The organism is Candidatus Baltobacteraceae bacterium (assembly GCA_036488875.1).
In the GTDB taxonomy this organism is placed as follows: domain Bacteria; phylum Vulcanimicrobiota; class Vulcanimicrobiia; order Vulcanimicrobiales; family Vulcanimicrobiaceae; genus JAFAHZ01.
Genome location: DASXGW010000004.1, coordinates 465,483 through 484,484, shown reverse-complemented (window position 1 = coordinate 484,484; position 19,002 = coordinate 465,483). Strand labels below are relative to the sequence as shown.

Annotated in this window: 18 protein-coding genes and 1 tRNA gene; 11 read left to right on the top strand and 8 right to left on the bottom strand. The window is 63.1% G+C overall.

The genetic code is table 11. The annotated features are described in order from the left end of the window. Position 1 precedes the first annotated feature (1 nt). The 6 genes from VGG89_07735 to VGG89_07710 are packed head-to-tail and all read right to left on the bottom strand — an operon-like array spanning position 2 to position 7,098. On the bottom strand, positions 2-3,310 hold the full coding sequence (locus VGG89_07735) for a choice-of-anchor Q domain-containing protein (protein ID HEY1976417.1): 3,309 nt from the start codon (positions 3,308-3,310) through the stop codon (positions 2-4). 23 nt (positions 3,311-3,333) lie between these two features. Beyond that, complete coding sequence (locus tag VGG89_07730; GenBank protein HEY1976416.1) at positions 3,334-4,170, bottom strand: metal ABC transporter permease; 837 nt, start codon at positions 4,168-4,170, stop codon at positions 3,334-3,336. 55 nt (positions 4,171-4,225) lie between these two features. Beyond that, positions 4,226-5,026 carry a metal ABC transporter ATP-binding protein gene (locus VGG89_07725; protein HEY1976415.1) on the bottom strand — a complete coding sequence of 267 codons (801 nt, stop codon included), beginning with the start codon at positions 5,024-5,026 and terminating at the stop codon, positions 4,226-4,228. A gap of 58 nt (positions 5,027-5,084) precedes the next feature. Then, a complete protein-coding gene (locus tag VGG89_07720; GenBank protein HEY1976414.1) occupies positions 5,085-5,957 on the bottom strand; it encodes a metal ABC transporter substrate-binding protein in 873 nt (290 codons plus the stop codon). Then, a complete protein-coding gene (locus VGG89_07715; protein ID HEY1976413.1) occupies positions 5,948-6,343 on the bottom strand; it encodes a transcriptional repressor in 396 nt (131 codons plus the stop codon). The genes VGG89_07720 and VGG89_07715 overlap by 10 nt, the downstream gene beginning before the upstream one ends. A gap of 35 nt (positions 6,344-6,378) precedes the next feature. Then, positions 6,379-7,098 (bottom strand): hypothetical protein, encoded by a 720-nt coding sequence (locus VGG89_07710; protein HEY1976412.1) that lies wholly within the window; start codon positions 7,096-7,098, stop codon positions 6,379-6,381. Here VGG89_07710 and VGG89_07705 point away from each other — a divergent pair. The 11 genes from VGG89_07705 (at position 7,072) to VGG89_07655 (ending at position 16,458) form a co-directional block, all read left to right on the top strand. Next, a tRNA-Ala gene (locus tag VGG89_07705) sits at positions 7,072-7,147 on the top strand. The two genes, VGG89_07710 and VGG89_07705, sit on opposite strands and share 27 nt — an antisense overlap. A gap of 128 nt (positions 7,148-7,275) precedes the next feature. Beyond that, on the top strand, positions 7,276-7,668 hold the full coding sequence (locus tag VGG89_07700) for an STAS domain-containing protein (protein ID HEY1976411.1): 393 nt from the start codon (positions 7,276-7,278) through the stop codon (positions 7,666-7,668). A gap of 53 nt (positions 7,669-7,721) precedes the next feature. Next, complete coding sequence (locus tag VGG89_07695) at positions 7,722-8,573, top strand: STAS domain-containing protein (protein HEY1976410.1); 852 nt, start codon at positions 7,722-7,724, stop codon at positions 8,571-8,573. Beyond that, complete coding sequence (locus VGG89_07690) at positions 8,570-8,986, top strand: STAS domain-containing protein (protein ID HEY1976409.1); 417 nt, start codon at positions 8,570-8,572, stop codon at positions 8,984-8,986. Before VGG89_07695 ends, VGG89_07690 begins: the two co-directional genes overlap by 4 nt. Next, complete coding sequence (locus tag VGG89_07685; GenBank protein ID HEY1976408.1) at positions 8,973-9,392, top strand: ATP-binding protein; 420 nt, start codon at positions 8,973-8,975, stop codon at positions 9,390-9,392. Before VGG89_07690 ends, VGG89_07685 begins: the two co-directional genes overlap by 14 nt. Next, positions 9,389-10,387 (top strand): ATP-binding SpoIIE family protein phosphatase, encoded by a 999-nt coding sequence (locus tag VGG89_07680; GenBank protein HEY1976407.1) that lies wholly within the window; start codon positions 9,389-9,391, stop codon positions 10,385-10,387. Before VGG89_07685 ends, VGG89_07680 begins: the two co-directional genes overlap by 4 nt. Then, positions 10,384-12,117: an ATP-binding protein gene (locus VGG89_07675; GenBank protein ID HEY1976406.1), complete on the top strand. Its 1,734-nt coding sequence runs from the start codon at positions 10,384-10,386 to the stop codon at positions 12,115-12,117. Before VGG89_07680 ends, VGG89_07675 begins: the two co-directional genes overlap by 4 nt. Then, a complete protein-coding gene (locus VGG89_07670; protein ID HEY1976405.1) occupies positions 12,114-13,979 on the top strand; it encodes a SpoIIE family protein phosphatase in 1,866 nt (621 codons plus the stop codon). The genes VGG89_07675 and VGG89_07670 overlap by 4 nt, the downstream gene beginning before the upstream one ends. A 37-nt stretch (positions 13,980-14,016) precedes the next feature. Then, the gene (locus VGG89_07665; protein HEY1976404.1) at positions 14,017-15,093 is read left to right on the top strand and encodes a hypothetical protein; all 1,077 of its coding nucleotides are present in this window, start codon (positions 14,017-14,019) and stop codon (positions 15,091-15,093) included. Between the two features lie 73 nt (positions 15,094-15,166). Beyond that, positions 15,167-16,225 (top strand): hypothetical protein, encoded by a 1,059-nt coding sequence (locus tag VGG89_07660; GenBank protein ID HEY1976403.1) that lies wholly within the window; start codon positions 15,167-15,169, stop codon positions 16,223-16,225. A 50-nt stretch (positions 16,226-16,275) separates the two neighbouring features. Continuing rightward, on the top strand, positions 16,276-16,458 hold the full coding sequence (locus VGG89_07655; GenBank protein ID HEY1976402.1) for a hypothetical protein: 183 nt from the start codon (positions 16,276-16,278) through the stop codon (positions 16,456-16,458). A gap of 97 nt (positions 16,459-16,555) precedes the next feature. On the opposite strand, the gene VGG89_07650 is transcribed toward VGG89_07655, so the two are convergent. Both VGG89_07650 and VGG89_07645 read right to left on the bottom strand, forming a co-directional pair. Continuing rightward, positions 16,556-17,038 (bottom strand): hypothetical protein, encoded by a 483-nt coding sequence (locus tag VGG89_07650; GenBank protein HEY1976401.1) that lies wholly within the window; start codon positions 17,036-17,038, stop codon positions 16,556-16,558. A gap of 5 nt (positions 17,039-17,043) precedes the next feature. Then, positions 17,044-18,942: a KUP/HAK/KT family potassium transporter gene (locus tag VGG89_07645; protein ID HEY1976400.1), complete on the bottom strand. Its 1,899-nt coding sequence runs from the start codon at positions 18,940-18,942 to the stop codon at positions 17,044-17,046. Positions 18,943-19,002 lie beyond the last annotated feature (60 nt).

Sequence of the window (19,002 nt, the reverse complement as noted above, 5' to 3'; positions counted from 1 at the left end):
TTTACGGATACTCGTACGCGCCCGCGTCGCAGTTGGCGTGTCCGGTTCCCGGTCGCGCGTTCCCGCGCTGATCGGTCGTAACGCCGCTGTTGTTGCAGCTGCCGGTGACGATCGGAATCGTGTTGTAGCCAGGACTCGTATTCGAATCCGCCATGGTTTTCGTCGGACCGCCGTTACTTGCCAGCGCCGACAACCCCGGATTTGCGGTTTGGTCGTGCGGCGGCGGGCTAAAAATTCCGATGGGTGTGGGGGTCGTCTGCATGATGTTGTAGTCGCCCGAGTTGAGCGTGCCGTTGTTGTAGATGTCGGGTCCCGTGCCGCCGGCCGTGCCCCCGCCGACGACCGAGTTCGTTAGCGAATCCGGCGACGTCGGGGTCGTCGAGTTGTTCCAATTACCGCCGTTGCCGCTCTGCGCCGTATTTCCGTACATTGTCGTATTGACCAGTGACGACGTCGATCCCAGGTCTTCCAGACCGCCGCCGTCGACGGGCGACGTGTTGTTGGCAATCGTATCGTTCGTGAGCGTCAGCGTACCCGGCGAGCCATTGCTGGTATTGAGAATGCCGCCACCGGTACCGCTGCCGGCGACGGAGTTACCGGAGATCGTGCTTCCGCTGATAGTGAACGTGTGGCTTCCGACGAGATAGAGCCCGCCGCCGCCGTCGGGGGTCGGTTGACCGACCGCCTGCGCGGCGGTCACGTTGTTGCCGGACACCGTCGAGTTGGTCATCGTGAGACCGCCGACGAAGATGCCGCCGCCTTGGTTCGTGGCGCTATTACCGGTAACCGATCCACTGAACGTGAGCGTGCCTGCGTTGACCGCTCCGCCCCACCCCTGGTGGTCGCCCGGCGTCGTCGCGGAGTTGTTCGTGAACGTACCGTTTGAAATCGTGGAAGTGCCTATCAGGTACAGCGCCCCGCCGTTCGCGAGCGACAGCGCGCCGGATGCCGTGGCGACGTTGTTTGAAAACGTGACGTTCGTCAGCGAGGTTCCCGGAGCGTCGACTTCCGCCCCGCCGCCGTAGACGTACGCACCGGCGCCGCCGGTCACCGTATTGGACGTGAACGTCGTGCCGCTAATCGTCGCCGAACTACTCGGGTCAAAAACGCCGCCGCCGTCGGCGAAACCGCCGGCTCCGGCCGTCGCGCTGTTGGAATTAAACTTGCTGTTGGTGATCGTCATGCCCGACGTGCCTTGAATGGCGCCGCCCGCGACGCTCGCCGCGCCCGGCCCACTGGCAGCGTTCGACGTAAACGTATCGCTGTCCAGCGTCAGCGTGTTGCTTGTGTAAATCGCGCCGCCGGCGGTGATCGGACCGTTGCCGCCACTAGCAGTATTCTGCGAGAAGGTACTTCCGTTGAGCTCGATGGTCGAATTCGTATCGATCGCGCCGCCGAAAACGTTTTGCGACGCGCTCGTACCGGTCGCCGCGTTCTTCGAAAACGTGTCGCTGCCGCCGTTGAGGTCGGCTTGGATAAAAATCGCGCCGCCGTTGCCGTACCCGTCGCCGCCGGCCGTGTTGCTCGTAAAGGTCGAGCCATTGAGGGCGAGCGTGTTGTACGCTTCGGTGTTGATCGCGCCGCCGTACCCATACGACGTCCCCGCGCTGCCGCCGCCGGCAATATTGCCGGTGAACGTCGAGTTGGTAATGCTCACCGCGAGCGCGGATAAGCTCGTCGTGTCGATCGCGCCGCCTTCTCCCGTCGAACCGCTCGAGCTCGCGCCGCCGGCGACGTTGTTCTTAAACGTGCTGCCGGACACGGTGAGCGCCGCATTATCGGCCTCGATCGCGCCGCCGAACCCGTACGCGAAAGCCTGCGTGCCGCCCCCGGCCACGTTTCCGTTAAAGATGCAGTTCGTTACCGTGAGTGCCCCCTGCGCGTACACCCCTGCGCCGAAGCCGTATGGCGGGATCGTGGCGCCGTCCCCCGGATAGCCGCCGTTGGTGGTAAACGTGTCGCTAGTCAGCGTTCCCGCCGTATCTACTCCGACGGCGCCGCCGTAGGCGGCGGAGTTATTCGTAAAGGTGTCGTTGGCGATCGTCCATCCGGCTGCTGAGTTCGCGCTGGAGACGGCACCGCCGTCGCCTTGCTGTGCACCGTTGCCGGTGAAGGCCGCATTGGTGATGTCGATCGTGCCTGCGGCCCCGTTATAGATCGCGCCACCGTTGGGCACGGTGCTTGCGGCGGGATGCGGACGCATGTGGTCCGGCGGAAATACTTGTTTGGGCACTTGGGGTGCGTGCCGCGGGGCGCGCCCGCGCGGATGCAATCGCTTGAGATGGCGCTGCTTCGGCATTTTCGCCGGCCGCATCGCGTTGACGATCGACGGTCCGACGCCGGCGCCGACGGCGTTGTTGCCGCTAAACGTGTCGGAGGTCGCCGTCAACGATCCCGTGTTATCGATCGCTCCACCGTGGAGCGCGGTGTTGCCGGAATACGTGTTGGACGTCGACGTCATCACGCCGGCGTTTTCGACCGCGCCGCCGGCGGTGGTCGCCGTGCTGCTCGAAAACGTATCGTCGCTCAGCGTGAGCGTTCCGGCGTTGTCGATCGCGCCGCCGTTGGTGGACGACGTGCCTTTGGTGATCGTCACGCCGGAGATCGTCGCGGTGACGCTGGAGCCGATGGTAAACGCTTGCCCCGCATTGTTGGCGGAGATCGTGAGCTTGCCGGCGCCGGGACCCGCGATCGTGACGTTCTTGGGCAGTGCGACGGCGCCGCCGGTCAGTGTAATCGTCGCCGGCGTCGTTCCGACGTACAGGAGCGTGTCACCCGGATTGGCGTCGGCGAGTCCCTGACGCAGCGATCCCGGTCCGCTGTCGTTCGCATTGCTGATCACCGGACCGAGAATGATGCCGACCGATTTCGTTGTCGACGTCACGCGATAGACCGCCGTCGCTTGGTCGAGCACGAAGCCGCCGGCGTTCGTCGCGCTATAGGTTTTCACGACGAGCGTGTTCTTGCCGCCGCTGACGAAGATCTGGAACGCGCAGATCAGCTCACTCTTGCGTAGCGCGCAGTTTTTCGAACTCGGCGTCGTGTTGAACACCTTGGGCGTCTTTCCGTTGTCGGCGACCGAAACGGAGAGCGTCAGCGGGGAGATCGTATTGCGATGCAGCTGATGGGCGTCGCGCCGACGATGGTGCGGAATCGAGAGCCGCATCGACAGCGACACCGGCGCGGCGCGATGGCGCCCGCTCAGCACGTCGGGTGCCGTGCCGAGGGCCGACGGGGTCAGCGTGGTGCCGCCCGGCCCGCCGCTGCAGGCAACGAGAAATGCAAAGCCCAGCGATAACAATCGGCGCATGAGTCCTCCAACCAAGGGCTTTCTTAGGACTGCTGCGCGCGACTCCTCTTCGCGATCTCCTTGACGGTAAGGGCGAGGAAGAACAGCACGGTCGCGAGGAGCACGATCGTCGCGCCGCTCGAGCCGCGGAGGTAGTAGGAAAGGTAGAGGCCGCCGACGGTGCTGACCGCACCGAAAATCGCCGAGACCCACATCATCGGTGCGAAGCGCGCCGTGAGCTGATAGGCTGCAGCGGCCGGCGTGACGAGCAGCGCGGCGACGAGAATGATGCCGACCGACTGCAGCGCAACGATGATGGTCAGTGCGAGCATCACGAGCAGCGCGTACTCGTAAGCCGGCGCCCTAATGCCGCTGGCTTCGGCGACGACCGGATCGAACGACGTGTAGAGCAGTCCGCGGTACAGCATCGCCACGGTCGCGCCGACGAGGACGCTCAAGCCAAGGATCAGCCACAGATCTTGCGACGAGACGCCGAGGATGTCGCCGAACAGAAAGCTCTGCAGGTCGACGGCGTAGCTGCGCTGCTGGCTCATCAGGAAGACGCCGAGCGCGAACATGGCGGTAAAGAGCACGCCGATCGTCGTGTCGAGCGAGATGCGCCCGCGCCGGTGCACGTAGCCGATGCCCAGCGCCGTCACGACCGCCACGATCGCCGCGCCGATGTAGTAGTTGGTGCCGCGCAAGAACGCGATGACGATACCCGCGAACGACGCGTGCGCGATGCCGTCGCCGATGAACGACAGCTTACGCAAAACGACGTACGTCCCCATCGTCGAGCAGAGCAATCCCACCGCCAGCGCCGCCACAAACGCCCGCTGCATAAACGCATAATGAAACGGCTCCGCCAACAGCGTCAGCACGCTTTTGTCATCCTGAGCGTAGCCCCGAAGGGGCGAAGTCGAAGGGCAGGCGCCACTAGTGCTTGACCTCCGGGTGCGCGGCGTGGCCTTCGTGCGGCGGATGGTCGTGGCGCAAGTGGCCGTGCGTGTGCGTGTGCTCGCGAATCGCCGAGTACGCGCCCGATTGTGCGACCTGCTCCGGCGTTCCGATCGCCAGCATCTTGCGATCGAGCACCAGCAAGCGGTCGAACCATTCGTCGACGCGATCGAGATCGTGCGTGGTCATGATGACCGGCAAACCACCCGCGACGAGATTGCGCACGACTTCACGCAGTGATTCTTCCGTTGCCGCATCGACGCCGGTCGTGGATTCGTCGAGCAGCAAGAGCTGCGGCTCCTGCGCGATCGCTCGCGCGACGAAGACCCGCTGCTGCTGCCCGCCCGAGAGATTGGCGATGTGCCGATCGGCAAACACGTGCATCTTCACGGCTTCGAGCGCGTCTTGCACGGCCTCGCGATCGCGCGGTCCGAACCGCTGCCAGAACTTCAGACGCGGATAACGCCCCATTTTCACCACGTCCCACACCGTTGCGGGAAACGACCAATCGACGGCCTCGACTTGCGGCACGTACGCGATCGATCCCGGCGGTAAATCGCGCGGCTGACTGCCCAGCACGCACAGCTGCCCCGACGCGGGCGAAATGAGTCCGCACAACGCCTTGAGCAACGTCGACTTTCCCGAACCGTTGGGACCAACGATGCCGAGCGCTTCGCCCTCGTGCACTTTGATAGTGACGCCTTCGAGCGCGGTGAAATCCTCGTACTTGAGCACGAGGTTGCGCGTAACCACCGCCTCCCCCGGCTCACACTGCAGCATCACCCCTTGTCATCCTGAGCGTAGCGCCCGAAGGGCGCGAAGTCGAAGGGCAGGCGCATCATTTCAGCGCTTTTACGATTACGTCGGTATCGTAGGTGAGCATTGAAATGTAGTTGGAGACGCGCGGATCGGTGCCGATCGAATCGTCGTAGAGATTCTCGACGACTTTGACGCCGGCACCCTGCGCGATCGAGTAGAGCAGCTTCGGACTATATTCCGGCTCGCTGAACACGGCTTTGACCCCATGCTGCTTGGCAAGATCGATGAGGTTGGCGATTTGCGCCGGGTTCGGCTCCTGCCCCGGATTGCGCTCGACGAACCCGAGCGTATCGAGTCCAAAACGGTCGTTATAATACTGGAACGCGTTGTGGAAGACGATCATGTACCGGTGCGACGGCGGAATCGTGTTGATTTTCGCTTGAATGCTGGCGGAGAGCCCATCGAGCTTGCCGTTATAGAGGAACGCGTTGCGGCGGTACTCGTTGGCGTGCTGGGGATCGACCGCGATGAGCCCGTCGCGAATCGCCAGCACGTAGTGCTTGGCGTTCGCCGGATCCATCCACAAATGCGGATTGTCGTTCTTTGCCTGCAAGCCATCCGCACCGACGACCGTCTTGAGTTTCGGGTTGCCCGCGTTTTGCAGCATGCGATCGAGCCACGTCTCGAGCCCGGCACCGTTTTCGACGAGCAGCTGCGCGTCGGCCACCGTCGCGACGTCTTGCGGCGCCGGTTGAAACGTCTCCGGCGACGCGCCGACCGGCACGATGTTCTGGACGTGCACGTACTTGCCGCCGACCCCTTCCACCAGCGAGTTCAGCGTCGAAATGGTCGTCGCAACTTGCACGACGTTGGTGTGCTTCGTAGCCTCGCGCGTGCCGGAACATCCGGCGCTCAATACGAGCAGCGCGGCGAGTAGAATTCTTACCGGCATTGGCGGCACCGTCCGAAGAACTCCATGGCGTGACCGTCGAGCTGGAAACCGCTGCTGGTCCGCAGCGATTCGGCAAACTGCTCCATCGCGGTACAGTCGACGTCTTCGACGCGGCCGCACACGTTGCAGATGGCGTGATGGTGATGGTGCTGCGGCTCGCACGGCATGTACCGCGTTTCGCCGTCAGCCTCGGTGCGCGCGGTCAGCTCGCCCTTGCTCTGCAGATGTTCGAGGTTGCGATAGACGGTCGAGAGCGCGACCTTCGGGCCGCCTTCCTCGAGTAGATGGTGATGGATCTCGGCGGCGGAGAGAAACCGCCGCTCGCGATGGAGGATGGTGGCGATTCGCTCGCGCGCCCGGGTGACGTATTCCGCTCGCATGGCCATGATGCGACCCTATTTGCGAACGATTTGCAAAATCCCTATGGCGTGGCTGTCGTCGAGGGCGCCGGGCTCGAACAGGCCTGGATGGCCGCCTTTGCCTGATTGGCGACCTGGTCGCGCCAGTAGGCCGAGGTGTCGGCCCAAACCGGCAAGGTCAGGCCCAGAACCGCGGCGCGCTTCTGAATGCGTGGGGCCGCTTCGGTGACGTCCTTCGGCGGCGTCCCGCCGGCGTCGTTGACGACCTGCGCGAGATTGAGCCAGCCCTGGGCCAGTAACGCCTTCGCGACCGCTCTTGCGGCGTCTGGGCATGGCTGGTTGATCCGCACCGCGACGTCGCTCTGGAGCGCGAGCGCGTACGACGCCGTCGCGCCGGCGTACGCGAAGAGGGGTGCCTTGTCGGCATCGCTCGTGCAGACGCTATCGAGAACGGAGCGCTCTTGGCCGAGCGCCTTGAGCACCTCGTTGATATCGTTGAAGCGCTTCTGCAGGCTGGCCAGATCGACGGCGGACGGATGCGCGTCGTAGTCGCGCACCTCGCCGGCGTAGTCGCCGATCATCCGCGAGTTACAGCGGCTCGCGGCAGCGACGGTCGACCCGGCCGCGGCCGGGGGCGCGCCGACGAACGTCAGGCTCATAAGGAAGGCCATGGCGGCAAGGGTACTGCGGTACATCGCTTTGACAGGTGCCCAGCCCAGCGCGTACAATCCTTCACGCTGCCCAAAACGAGCCGTGGGGATGTAGCTCAGCTGGTAGAGCACTTGCTTCGCATGTAAGGGGTCAGGAGTTCGAGTCTCCTCATCTCCACCATTTGAAAACGCCCAATGACGGGGCGTTTTCTTTTTGAGCATGTGCGCGCAGCTGTTGGAACGTACGTCGCGATCGTCAATGGCAAGGAGTGTTGCGCGAACCCAAGCGCGAACGGTGCTAAATCCTCAATGTCCAATCACTACGTCATACTCACGCTGACGGGCGACTACGACGTTTCGCAACGTTCAACGCTGCGCGCGGAGCTCGCGGCCGTCGAAGATAGCGATGGCTTGATCGTTGATCTCAGCGGCGTCACGTTCATCGACTCGTCGTGCGTTGGCGAGCTCGTCTCGATGCACGGAGCGCGCGTCGCGGCCGGGCATCCTCCGCTCACCGTCGTGCAGGACGATTTCATCGTCAAGCGGTTGTTCGAGCTGCTCGGGCTCAATCTCGTTTTTCACGTCGTCGACACGCTCGACGAGGTGGTGCCCGACGATGCCGGCGCGATCGTACGCCAGTACGCCGCCGGCGGAGACTCGCGCGCATCTGTTGCCGACACTAGCAACAAAACAAGCAGATAACTAAGCGCATTGTTCCTAGGAGCCCCTTAAGCTCCAATACAAACTACCGCCCCATGGCAAGAGACACTTCTTCAGGCCAGGTTGCTTCTGTCGTCCGCGAAAAGCGCGACGAGATCTGGAAACGCTGGCTCAAGGTTATCCAATCGCGATCGCGCGGCACGACCAATATTACGGAATCCCAAAACGAGCTGGCCCCAATTTTCGAGGCCGTGCTCGCGGGCATCGCCGCGAACAAGATGGACGCGGAAGATCCGGCCCACGACGAACTGCGCGCGCTGCTTTCAGAATATTCGCGGATGCGGGCGCGCCACGGCTACACGCCGACGCAAACGGCGCTAGCGATCTTCGCGCTTCGGGATGCGATTCTGGAATCGGTCGACGACGCACGCATCCACGCCGAGTTTCCCCCGTACTCGCGCTTCATTGACGATTTGGGACTGCTGACGTTCGAATCGTACAGCAAGACCCGCGAATCGGTTATCGCCGGGCAGACCGAGCAGCTCATGGAGCTGTCGACGCCGGTGGTCAAGCTGTGGGAGGGTATTCTTGCCATTCCCCTGGTTGGAACGCTCGATTCGGCGCGTACGCAAGTCGTCATGGAGTCGCTGCTGCAAGAACTCGTCGCGACCGGCAGCGCCCACGCGATCATCGACATCACCGGCGTTCCCGCTGTCGACACCGAAGTGGCGCAGCATCTGCTCAAGACGGTGTTCGCCGCCCGTTTGATGGGCGCCGAATGCATCATCTCGGGTATCCGGCCTCAAATCGCGCAAACGATCGTCAGCCTTGGAATCGAGTTCGGCGACGTCGCGACGAAAGCGACACTCGAAAGTGCTCTGCGCCTGACCCTCACTCGAGCCGGGTTTGAAGTCCGGCGAGTCGCCGGAGCGGCCCAGCGCACGTGAGCGAACGCGTACCGATCCTGCGAATCGGAGACGTGCTGCTCGCGTCGATCCATCTCGACTTGAGCGACGAATCCGTACTCTTGCTGCAAGACGATCTTTCGCAGCGCATCGTCGAAACCGGCGCGCGCGGCGTCATCATCGACATCTCCGCCCTCGAAATCGTCGACAGCTTTGTCGGGCGCATGCTCGCGACGATTGCGGCGATGGCCGGGATACTCGACGCCCGAACCATCGTCGTTGGGATGCGGCCGGCAGTAGCCATCACCCTCACCGAGCTGGGCCTCTCTCTTGGCGGCGTCCGGACCGCGCTCAACGTCGACAAGGCGCTTGCGCTTTTGGGAACGAGCGACGTGACGAGAACGACCGCACCAGATACCGACGAGGATGCAACCGCCGCCAGTGGCCAGGAGTAAGGCAGCACCAGTCGCCGAGATCCACGACATCGACACCGCCGCCGACGTCGTGCGCGTTCGGCAATCGGTCCGCACGCTCGCACAGCAAGCGGCACTCTCGATCGTCGATCAAACGAAGATCGTCACCGCCGCCAGCGAGCTCGCACGAAACACACTCGTGCACGGCGGCGGCGGCAACGCACGAATCGAATTAATCGTCGAAGGCGACCGCACCGGGCTGCGCGCCTCGTTTTCCGATTCGGGTCCAGGCATCCCCGACATAGGCAAAGCGATGACCGACGGCTACAGCAGCGGTAACGGGTTGGGCCTTGGACTTTCCGGCAGCCGCCGGCTCGTCGACGACTTCAAACTCGAGACGACCGTCGGCAAAGGGACGCAGGTGACGGTAATCAAGTGGGCGCGGTGACGGGCGAAGACATCGAATGGATCTGGGTTGAAGACGAAAGCGCTCCGGGCCGGGTACGCGTAGCGGCAATGTCGCTGGCGCGACGGTTGGATTTTTCCGAGAAGCAAACCGGCGAGATCGGCCTAGCGGCAACCGAACTCGGGACGAACCTTTACCTGCATGCCAAGCACGGTGCGATGCTGATACGCTGCCGGCGCGAGAGCGCCGAAACCGCGCTCGAACTCGTCAGCATTGACGAAGGACCGGGAATCGGCGATTACGCCGGGGCTTCGCGCGACGGTGAATCGACCCGCGGTACGCTCGGCATTGGTATCGGAGCGATTCGACGGGCCGCATCGTCGTTCGACGCTTACTCAAAGCCCGGACGCGGCACGATCGTCGTCGCAACGTTTTGGAGCGGAGATCGCAAGCGTTCCGTGCGTACGGTTGGCGCGCTGACGCGTCCGATGCAGAACGAATCGGCGTGCGGCGATGCGTGGGCGATTCGCTCGAATCGCGACGGCGATGCCGTCGTGATGCTGGCGGATGGACTGGGCCACGGTGAACTGGCGGCAATGGCCAGCCGCGAAGCCGTCCGCACGTTCTTGGGCTCGAGCGAACAATCACCGGTCGCCATTATCGAAACGCTCAACGGCGCTTTGCGCGGCACGCGAGGTGCGGCGGTCGCAGTCGTCGCGGTTTCGGCGCAGGAACGCGCCGTCACGCTTGCCGGCGTCGGCAACGTGGCGCTGTGGATCGACGACGCCCAAACGCGACGCGCCCTGCACAGCAGCCCCGGCATCGTCGGTCAGTATCCTAAGCGCGTTCGCGAAGTTTCGGCGCCCGTGCCCGAAGGGGCGATCGTCGTGCTGCATTCAGACGGGCTTTCGTCGAAATGGGATTTACATCAATATGGCGGTCTCTTGCAGCACGACCCGCAAGTAATAGCCGCAACGTTGCTGCGCGATGCCGGGGTTCACCGCGACGACGCATCGGTGGTCGTCTACCGGCCGTGAACGAACTGTTGACATTGGTCCTGGCCCAAGCCGAAGACGTCTTCGCGCTTCGGCAGTGCGGCCGCGTCGCGATGTCGGCAATCGGATGCGACGAAGCCGACCAAGTGCGCTTCGCGACGGCGCTGAGCGAGATCGGTCGCGAAGTCGTTGCCGCCAAAGCGAAATCGTCGGCAACGTTTTTCATCGAAGACGACGCGCTGGCGGTGAGAATCGGCGGCGTACCGGTTGCCGCGAAGGGCCGTCCCAGCGACGGGCTGCTGGCTGCGCAACGGCTCGTCCAGGCGATCGAGGTCGAACGCGAAGCCGATGGGAAAAGCGAGACGGTTACGCTGCGACGCGGTTTTGCCAACCGCGCGCAACCCGGCGCGCTGCGCGCGCTGCTGCGCCGAAGCTCCACCTTGACGCCGCTCGAAGAGCTTCGCATCCAGAATAACGATTTGCTCAACGCGCTCGAAAGCGTCCAAGCGCAGCGTGAAGAGCTCGTTGAACTCAACGCCGAGCTCGAACACACCAACCGCGGCGTTCTGGCGATGTACGCCGAACTCGAGGGAGAGCTCGAAGAGACCAACCGCGGCGTAGTAGCGCTGTATGCCGAGCTCGACGACAAGACGCTGCGCTTGAACGACGTCAGCGAAGCCAAGACGCGGTTTCTTGCTAACGTGAGCCACGAACTGCGCGGACCGATCAACGCCATCCTCGGTTTGCTTCGCTTGACGCTTGAATCCGACGGCGATGACGGCGCAGAACGGCAGCGCCAAGTCTCGCTTGCAATAGGCGCCGCCAACGATCTCCTCGCACTCGTTAACGGGTTGCTCGACCTTTCGAAGGCCGAATCGGGACGCCTCGAACCCGATATCGCCGACACGGATTTGCGTGACGTCTTCGGCGAGCTTCGCGGCACGCTGCGCCCGCTGGCAAAACCCGGCGTCGAACTCGTCGTCGAGCAGCCTGCCGTCTGGAACATCGAAACCGACCGCATCCTGCTGGCGCAAGTCTTGCGCAATCTCATCACCAACGCGCTCAAGTTTACCGAAAGCGGAACGGTAACCGTGACCGCGAGTGAAAAGTCACCGCTGGAACTCGAGATCGCCGTGAGGGATACCGGCGTGGGCATCGCTCCCGAAGACCTCGCTCGCATTTTCGAAGAGTTCTATCAAGTTCGCGGTCCGTTGCAAACCAAACAAAAGGGTACGGGCCTGGGGCTTCCGTACGCCCGCTTAGCGTCGCGCGCACTCGGCGGCGACCTTTCGGTGGAAAGCACGCCCGGCGCGGGCAGTGCGTTCTACGTGCGTCTGCCGATGCGCTGGGTTGCGCCCGTTAATGCGGCGGCCACACCAGGTCGCTCGGAAGTCGCGCCGCATTCGTTAGGAACGGTTCTCGTCGTCGACGACGACGCGCGTTTCCGCGAAATCGTTCGCGGACTGCTGCAGGGCTTCGCCGCCGAGATTCTCGAGGCTGACAACGGGGTACATGCGTTGCAAATCATGCGCGCGCATACGCCCGATCTCGTCTTCTTGGATCTACGCATGCCGAGTATGGATGGCGACGACGTCATGTCGCAAATGAAGTTGGAACCCGTCTTGCGCGACGTGCCCGTCGTCATGGTGTCGTCGGCGGAACTCGACGTGGCTAGCCGTCCGATTCTGGGAAGCGCCGCTGCGCTGCTTGCCAAATCCAACGTGTCGAAGCAGACACTGCAGGAAGCCATCGCGAAAGCCGGGGTTCGGTGAAAGCCCGAATCCTCGTCGCCGACGATTCCGAAGGGTCGCGTTACGTCATTGCGACGTGGCTGCGACGCGACGGTTACGACGTGATCGAGGCCTCGACCGGACAAGAAGCCCTCGAGCACGCCGAACGCGGCGTGGATTTAATCATCCTCGACGTCAACCTGCCCGACATGAGCGGCTACGTCGTGTGCGAGCGCGTCAAGGCCGGCACCGATAACGCGCTACCGGTGCTGCACGTGTCGGCGACCGCGATCACGCCGAGCGACCGCTCCGAGGGTTTGCGGCGCGGCGCGGATGCGTACTTGGTCGAGCCCGTCGATCGAGAAGTATTGCTGGCGAGCGTCGCCGCGTTGTTGCGCGGCGCTTCCGCCGAGCGAACCGCTCGCCGCCTTGCAAAACGCCTCCGTCAACTCAACGACGCCACCCAAGCGTTGAACGAAGCGCGCACCGTGGAGAAGTTGGCGAGCGTCGTCGCGGAACAAGCGAGCGCGCTCTTCGAACGGGACGCGTGGGTCGAGATTGTCGTCGGAGGGACGCGCGAGCGGGCGGCCTCGCGCTCCGGCGGAGGTCAGCCCGAAGAGATCGACATCGCTGCCGCCGGTGCGTCCCAGCAATATACGACGGCCGAGTTTGCCGATGGCGATGGCGATCGCGCGCTCCTGGTCGTCGCGCCGGGGGAAGCGAACTCGACGCACGCCGAGGAAGACGAACTCGTCCTTTCGCAGTTCGTTCGCGCGGCCAAGACCGCGCTGCGGAACCTGGTAGTCTACGACATCGAACGCGATATCGCCGTGACGTTGCAGCAAAGCTTGCTGCCGACGGTCGTTCCGGACGTTCCCAACGCGCAGTTCGCAGTGCGCTATCGTTCCAGCGCCGAGCACGCTGAGGTCGGCGGCGACTTTTACGATATGTTCGCGCTACGTAATCATCGCCTGGCATTCGCCGTGGGCGACGTCGTCGGCCACTCGCTTGAAGCGGCCGCCATCATGGCGCAGCTGCGCACCGGCATTCGATCGTACATGCTGGAGGGCCACAGCCCCGCCTCGACGTTGGAACGCCTGAACGCGATGCTGCAGCGATTCCATCCTGGTACGTCCGCGACCGTTTGCTGCGCGACCTACGACTGGGAAACCGGCGAGTGCGAAATCGCCAACGCGGGGCATCCGCCGGCCTTGCTTATCGCCGGCGGCACCGCGAGCTTTTTGCCGACAGGCGGAACGCTGCTGGGGATCACGCCCGTTACCAGACCTCCGGTTCGACGCCGTCTCGATCCCGGCGACCTCATGCTGTTCTACACCGACGGTCTGATCGAACGGCGCGGGGAATCGCTCGACACCGGATTCAAGCGTTTGCTCGACGCCGCAGCTCGTCCCCCCGAAGATCTCGAGGGGTTCTTAGATCACGTACTGTCCGAAGTCGCACCAGCCAAACCGGGCGACGATATCGCGCTGGTAGCGTTGCGGCGGTTGGTACCCAAAATTGATTCGCGCCTGACGGTGTCGCGGCTGGCCACCGACGAAGCGCCGAGCTATATGCGAGCGAAAGCCGCGCAGTTCTTCCGAGCGATTGGCGCGCCGCCGGCGGTAGCGGCGGACATGCTGCTTGCCATCAGCGAGGCGGTAACCAATGTTGCCGAACACGCGTATCCCCACGCAGCCGGCGACGTTCAAATGCAGATCAGCCACCCGGACCCCGCAACGGTCTCCATCGAGGTTGCCGACACGGGCGCCTTCGCCTACCGGGAGGCGCAGCGGGACCGCAGTCGTGGACTCACGATCATTCGCGGCGTCGCGCGCGACGTGAAGATTCATCGCGACGGCGGAACGCGCATCGTGATGACGTTCGACGTATCGTCAGCCTCATAACCTTAAACGCCGCTCGCCTGCATCCGAAGATAGTCGAATGAAGACTCGTATTTTTGCTTTGCTGGTCGCGGGGGTTCTGTCGGGCTGTTCCGGATCGGTGATGCAATCGTCGCCGCCGGCAAATCCGGGGCCATTGCCGGCAATGCGCGCGGCGCATGCGGAGTGGGGCCGATCGGTTCGGCGGGTTCCGCTTCCCGGCGCCGGCTGCTTCAAAGCCTCGTATCCGGCGATGACGTGGCGGCGCATCGCGTGCTCGACGGAGCGTCTTACCCCGGGGTTCGCGCCGCACATTCGGCCAAACAGCGACTACAGCGCGTCGGTAAAGCCGAATATCATTGCGAGCGCTACCGGGTCGTTTCCAGCCGTGCGCGGCGTCAAGAGCGTTCGAAGCACGAACGCCGGTACGGCCACAGGCACGGGCAGCTATTCACTTCAGCTCAACTCACAGTTCTTTACGACGGCGGCGTGCGGCGCGATCGCGCACTGCCAAGGCTGGGTGCAGTTCGTCTATCGGAATGGGCGCAACCATGAGCGCGGAAACTTGGAAATCTGGGACTGGCTCGTCTCGGCGACGGCAAAACCCCTGTCGGGCTGTCCACCAAACTTTGGCTGGCATGGATCGTCCAGCAGCAGCAGCCTAGTCGATTGTTATCAAACGAGCCCAGTTCTCGACGTTCCTAATCAAGCGATCGCCAAGCTCGCAGACATGAGCTTGAGCGGCCTCGCATCGTCAGGTGGCGACGGGATCGAGCTTGTCGCAGGTGATACGGTGTACGGTATGCGGAAAGCGCAAAGCGACGGCATCGTTGATTTATCCAAATATTGGAACTTTGCCGAGTTCAACGTCTTCGGCTACAGCACCGCGGGGAGTAAACCCAGCAGCGCCAAATTTAATGCGGGATCGTCGGTCACCGTAAGCGTCGAGGTCGACGACGGGAGCACGTCGGCACCGCAATGCATCGGTGGCTACAGCACGACCTTCGAGATCAACAACTTGACTCTCGGTGTGCCGCCGGTGAATACGCCCTTGCCCAAGGATCCCTCGATCCTTTTCAACGAAAGCAATCCTGGCAGCGGCAAAAGTGACTGCGATGCCCTCGCAGGAGCGGGCTAGCCGCATACGGACCGCGATTAGACGTCAGTTAATCTAGCAGGGTCTCACGGCGCCGTTTTCAAACGCGCCAGACATGACGTACCGCGCGATAGCCACCCTCGTTTCGCTCGCCGTCTTGTGTGCGTGCGGCAATAGCCAAACATCGCCCACTATCGTGCCGCCGCCAACGCCGGCGGCGAACACGCTCTTCGTCTTCTCGCCCGATCGCGATGCGGAGCTCGCGACATATCCGGCGTCCGCTAAGGGATCGTCGACACCGTCTAGCGTTCTCGATGGCTCCAAAACGCTGTTCGACGGGTTGAAAAAAGACAGCATCTTCGGTGGCGGGATCTCGATTGAGGTCGACGGCACCATCTACGTCTTGGATGCGATGCGCGCGCGCGTGCTCACGTTCGCTCCGGCTTCGCGCGGCAATACCGCGCCGTTGCTCGTCGAGCGGCTGCCGCAGAACGACGGCGTGTCGCTTCACGTTCCGCAGTACGCGGGCTTCGCGCTCGATAACAACGGAGGCTTTTGGACCGTCGATCGTTCGAATGGCAACATCGACCGCTTCCCGCTCGGGGTCGGCGGCCGCGTGAAGGCTACGACGACGTTCAAGCCGTCGGTCCTCGAAGGTCATCAGTTCGTTCCCGGCGTCGCGTCGACCGTCGCAAGCGACGGCATGGGAAACATCTACTGCATTTGCCAGCCCGACGATCTCGTGCTGCAACTCTACTGCATCACCAAATACGACGTCACCGGCTCGAAGCCCAAACTCGTGAGCAGCATTTACGGCATCCTCGGCAATCTCGACACGCAGATTCCGTCGACGGTGATGCACGTCGACCCGCGTACCAAAATCGTGTACGTCGGCATCTGGACCCCCACCGCAGTGCTCGAATATCCGGCCGACGCACCATCGGGTCAGGCGCGGATGACGAAATATATCAGCGGGCCGCGCACCACGCTCGATACGGTACCCGCGGCCATTACGACCGACGCGACGGGGGCCGTCTACGTCGCGCAGCGCGAAGGCATCCTCGTGTTTGGCCCGAGCGCCAGTGGCAACGTCAAACCGACGCGCACCATCTCGGACCCGAACCACCTGCACTTCCTGGGCGACGCCTATGGAGATCTGCTCGCGATTCAGTGACGCCCTAGGCCTGCCAACCGTCTGGCACGCGCCGACGCTAGTCTAAAGGCATGGCCTATATCGTGTGCCTCATCGTAGGCTACATCATCGGCGCGTATCTCATGCGCCGCCATATGCTCAACTCGATTCGAGCGGCGGCGCGACGCGAGGTCGCTCGCGCCATGACTGAATATGAACGCGGGCTGCTGCGTACCATTCGCGCCGCGCCCGCCTGCCGCGAACTCAGGGATTAGCTCGAACGGCTATAAATGGGCGCATGGCTTCGAAGCTCACGATCGCACTATCGCGCGTTACCGTTGCGCTAGCGGCGCAAAGTAACGAGGACGCGCACTACTTCAAGTTGTGCGCCAGGTTGGCGCGCAAACTCCCACCGACCGAACCCACGAAGTCGTCGATGAGCCAGCCTTGCGCCGTCTTTATGACCACGACCGTCACGTGCCCGGCACCGGGGGCTCTTGAGTAACGAATCGCGACGGGAACCTTCGCGCTGTTGCCGCTGACGGTGGCAACGCCGACGGTCGCCGATGAAGCGGGAATCTGCGCGTCCTCGAACGGCTGGGCGTCGAGCACTTCTTCGTGGTTTTTCTGCTCGAAGGGACCGATTTGGCTCACTAAACCGTAGAGCGAGGTCGTCAGATACGGCTTAGCGCCGCTCAGGTGATCGAGATAGCTCTGCGGATACTTGACCGAGAGATCCCAATTGTAGAACGCGCGAACGACCGACTCCGGCGTACCCGCCGTGGCCGCGGGCGACCCGCACGGCGCAAGAAACGCAAAGCTGACGAGCAGCGCAACCGCACGAGTGTTTATCATTGGCCTCACATACCCACTTCGATGCCCAGTTTCGCTAGCTCGTCGGCGGGGATGCCGAGGCTTGCGGTAATGGGACGCGCGTTGCGCTTGAGGTAGACGAAGAGGTTGCGCCGCCAAGCGCGCCAGCGGCCCTGCTTCTTGGCCACGATCTGCGGATCGGCGACGTAATACGTGGTGTCGGGATCGTCGAGCTTGAGCCCCGACACTTCGCACGCCGACACGATCCGTCCGATGCTCAGCTTCTCCATGAACCCGTAGCTGGCGGTCACGCGAACGAGGTTTTCCGCCAACTTCTCGACGTGAACGCGCTGCGCTTCGGGAACGTACGGCTCGTTGACCGGCACGACCGTCATCAAGACGATGCGCTCGTCGACGCTGTGAATGCGCGCCCAATGATGGCGCATCACAAATGGAACGCCCTCGGGATCGGACGTGAGGAACACTGCCGTGCCGTGCAGCGGCCGGCCCAAGTTGCCCTTGACCTCCTCCAGAAACTGTTCCACCGGAACGGATTGCTCCATGAAGCTCAGCGCGACGCGCCGGCGGCCCGTGCGCCACGTGCCGGCGATCGCGAACACGACCAAGCTGATGAGAATCGGAATCCATCCACCCTGGTGAATCTTCGGTAAACTGCCCAGCACGAAGAGCAGTTCCACTACCATAAACGGCACGTTGAAAACGAGCGCTTTGGCCCGGCTCCAGCCCAGCTTTTCGCGCACGACGACGTAATACGCGATCGACGTCACGACCATCGTCACCGCGACTGCTAGTCCGTAGGCGTTCGCTAAGCGCTCGGAGCTATGAAACCACAGCACCAGGCCAATGCAGAGCACCGCCAACACCAGGTTGAGCATCGGCACGTAGATTTGCCCGCGATGAACCGCGTTGGTATAGACGACTTGCACACGCGGAATAAATCCCAGTTGAATCGCCTGCTTGGCCAAGGTGAACACGCCCGAGATCAGCGCCTGCGACGCAATAATGGTCGCGGCGGTAGCGATGCCGACGACGGCATAAAGCGCGACACCGGGGACGAGTCCGAAGAACGGATTGACGACCGCTTCCGGATTAGCGAGCACGAGCGCGCCCTGCCCGAGATAGTTGAGCACCAGCGCCGGAAAAACGAGAAATCCCCACGCGATCGCGATCGGCTGACGGCCGAAGTGCGACATATCGGCATATAAGGCTTCCACGCCGGATACGCAGAGCACGATCGCGCCGAAGATCGTGATCGCGACGATGCCGTGGTGCGCGAAGAAGTTGACGATATAGATCGGATCGATCGCATGCAGCACGGCCGGATCGCGGAAAATGCCCCACACACCCAGCGCTGCAATCGTCAGGAACCACAAGGTCATGATTGGTCCGAACACGGCGCCGATGCGGCTGGTGCCGCGATTTTGAAACAGAAACAATCCAACCAGCACGCCAACAGTGATCGGAATCACGAACGGCTGGAGTGCCGAGGTTGCAACGTTTAAGCCTTCCACCGCCGAGAGCACCGAGACCGCCGGCGTGATCACGCCGTCGCCGAACAGCATGCCCGCGCCGAGAATGATGAGGAACGTCAGCCAGGTCGCCTTGGGTGGCACGCCGCGCTTGACCGGCGGCAGCACGAAGGCGAGCAGCGCGAGGATGCCGCCTTCGCCGTCGTGCGAGACGCGCATAATCATGCTGATGTAGCGCACGAAGACGATCAGGATGAGCGACCACAGGATCAGGCTGAGCATGCCCAGGACGTTCGCGTGCGTGGGCGGCAGGTGCAGCGCGGTCGCGAAACACTGCCGGAACGCATACAGCGGACTGGTTCCGATGTCGCCAAAAACCACGCCCAGCGCCGCAAGCGCGAGCGCGGGAGCGAACGCCCGAGGGCCTGTTTGCTCGATGATACGCGAACCTTCCATCTTCAACCGGCGCCGCCTCCGAAGGGGCATTACCCAAATCGAGAGCAAGCCGCGATGGGC

Excerpts from the sequence above, each read along its gene's own strand:
- VGG89_07735 (HEY1976417.1), bottom strand. The coding sequence starts at position 3,310 with ATGCGCCGATTGTTATCGCTGGGCTTTGCATTTCTCGTTGCCTGCAGC.
- VGG89_07725 (HEY1976415.1), bottom strand. The coding sequence starts at position 5,026 with ATGCTGCAGTGTGAGCCGGGGGAGGCGGTGGTTACGCGCAACCTCGTG.
- VGG89_07720 (HEY1976414.1), bottom strand. The coding sequence starts at position 5,957 with ATGCCGGTAAGAATTCTACTCGCCGCGCTGCTCGTATTGAGCGCCGGA.
- VGG89_07715 (HEY1976413.1), bottom strand. The coding sequence starts at position 6,343 with ATGGCCATGCGAGCGGAATACGTCACCCGGGCGCGCGAGCGAATCGCC.
- VGG89_07700 (HEY1976411.1), top strand. The coding sequence starts at position 7,276 with ATGTCCAATCACTACGTCATACTCACGCTGACGGGCGACTACGACGTT.
- VGG89_07695 (HEY1976410.1), top strand. The coding sequence starts at position 7,722 with ATGGCAAGAGACACTTCTTCAGGCCAGGTTGCTTCTGTCGTCCGCGAA.
- VGG89_07665 (HEY1976404.1), top strand. The coding sequence starts at position 14,017 with ATGAAGACTCGTATTTTTGCTTTGCTGGTCGCGGGGGTTCTGTCGGGC.
- VGG89_07660 (HEY1976403.1), top strand. The coding sequence starts at position 15,167 with ATGACGTACCGCGCGATAGCCACCCTCGTTTCGCTCGCCGTCTTGTGT.
- VGG89_07655 (HEY1976402.1), top strand. The coding sequence starts at position 16,276 with ATGGCCTATATCGTGTGCCTCATCGTAGGCTACATCATCGGCGCGTAT.
- VGG89_07650 (HEY1976401.1), bottom strand. The coding sequence starts at position 17,038 with ATGATAAACACTCGTGCGGTTGCGCTGCTCGTCAGCTTTGCGTTTCTT.
- VGG89_07645 (HEY1976400.1), bottom strand. The coding sequence starts at position 18,942 with ATGGAAGGTTCGCGTATCATCGAGCAAACAGGCCCTCGGGCGTTCGCT.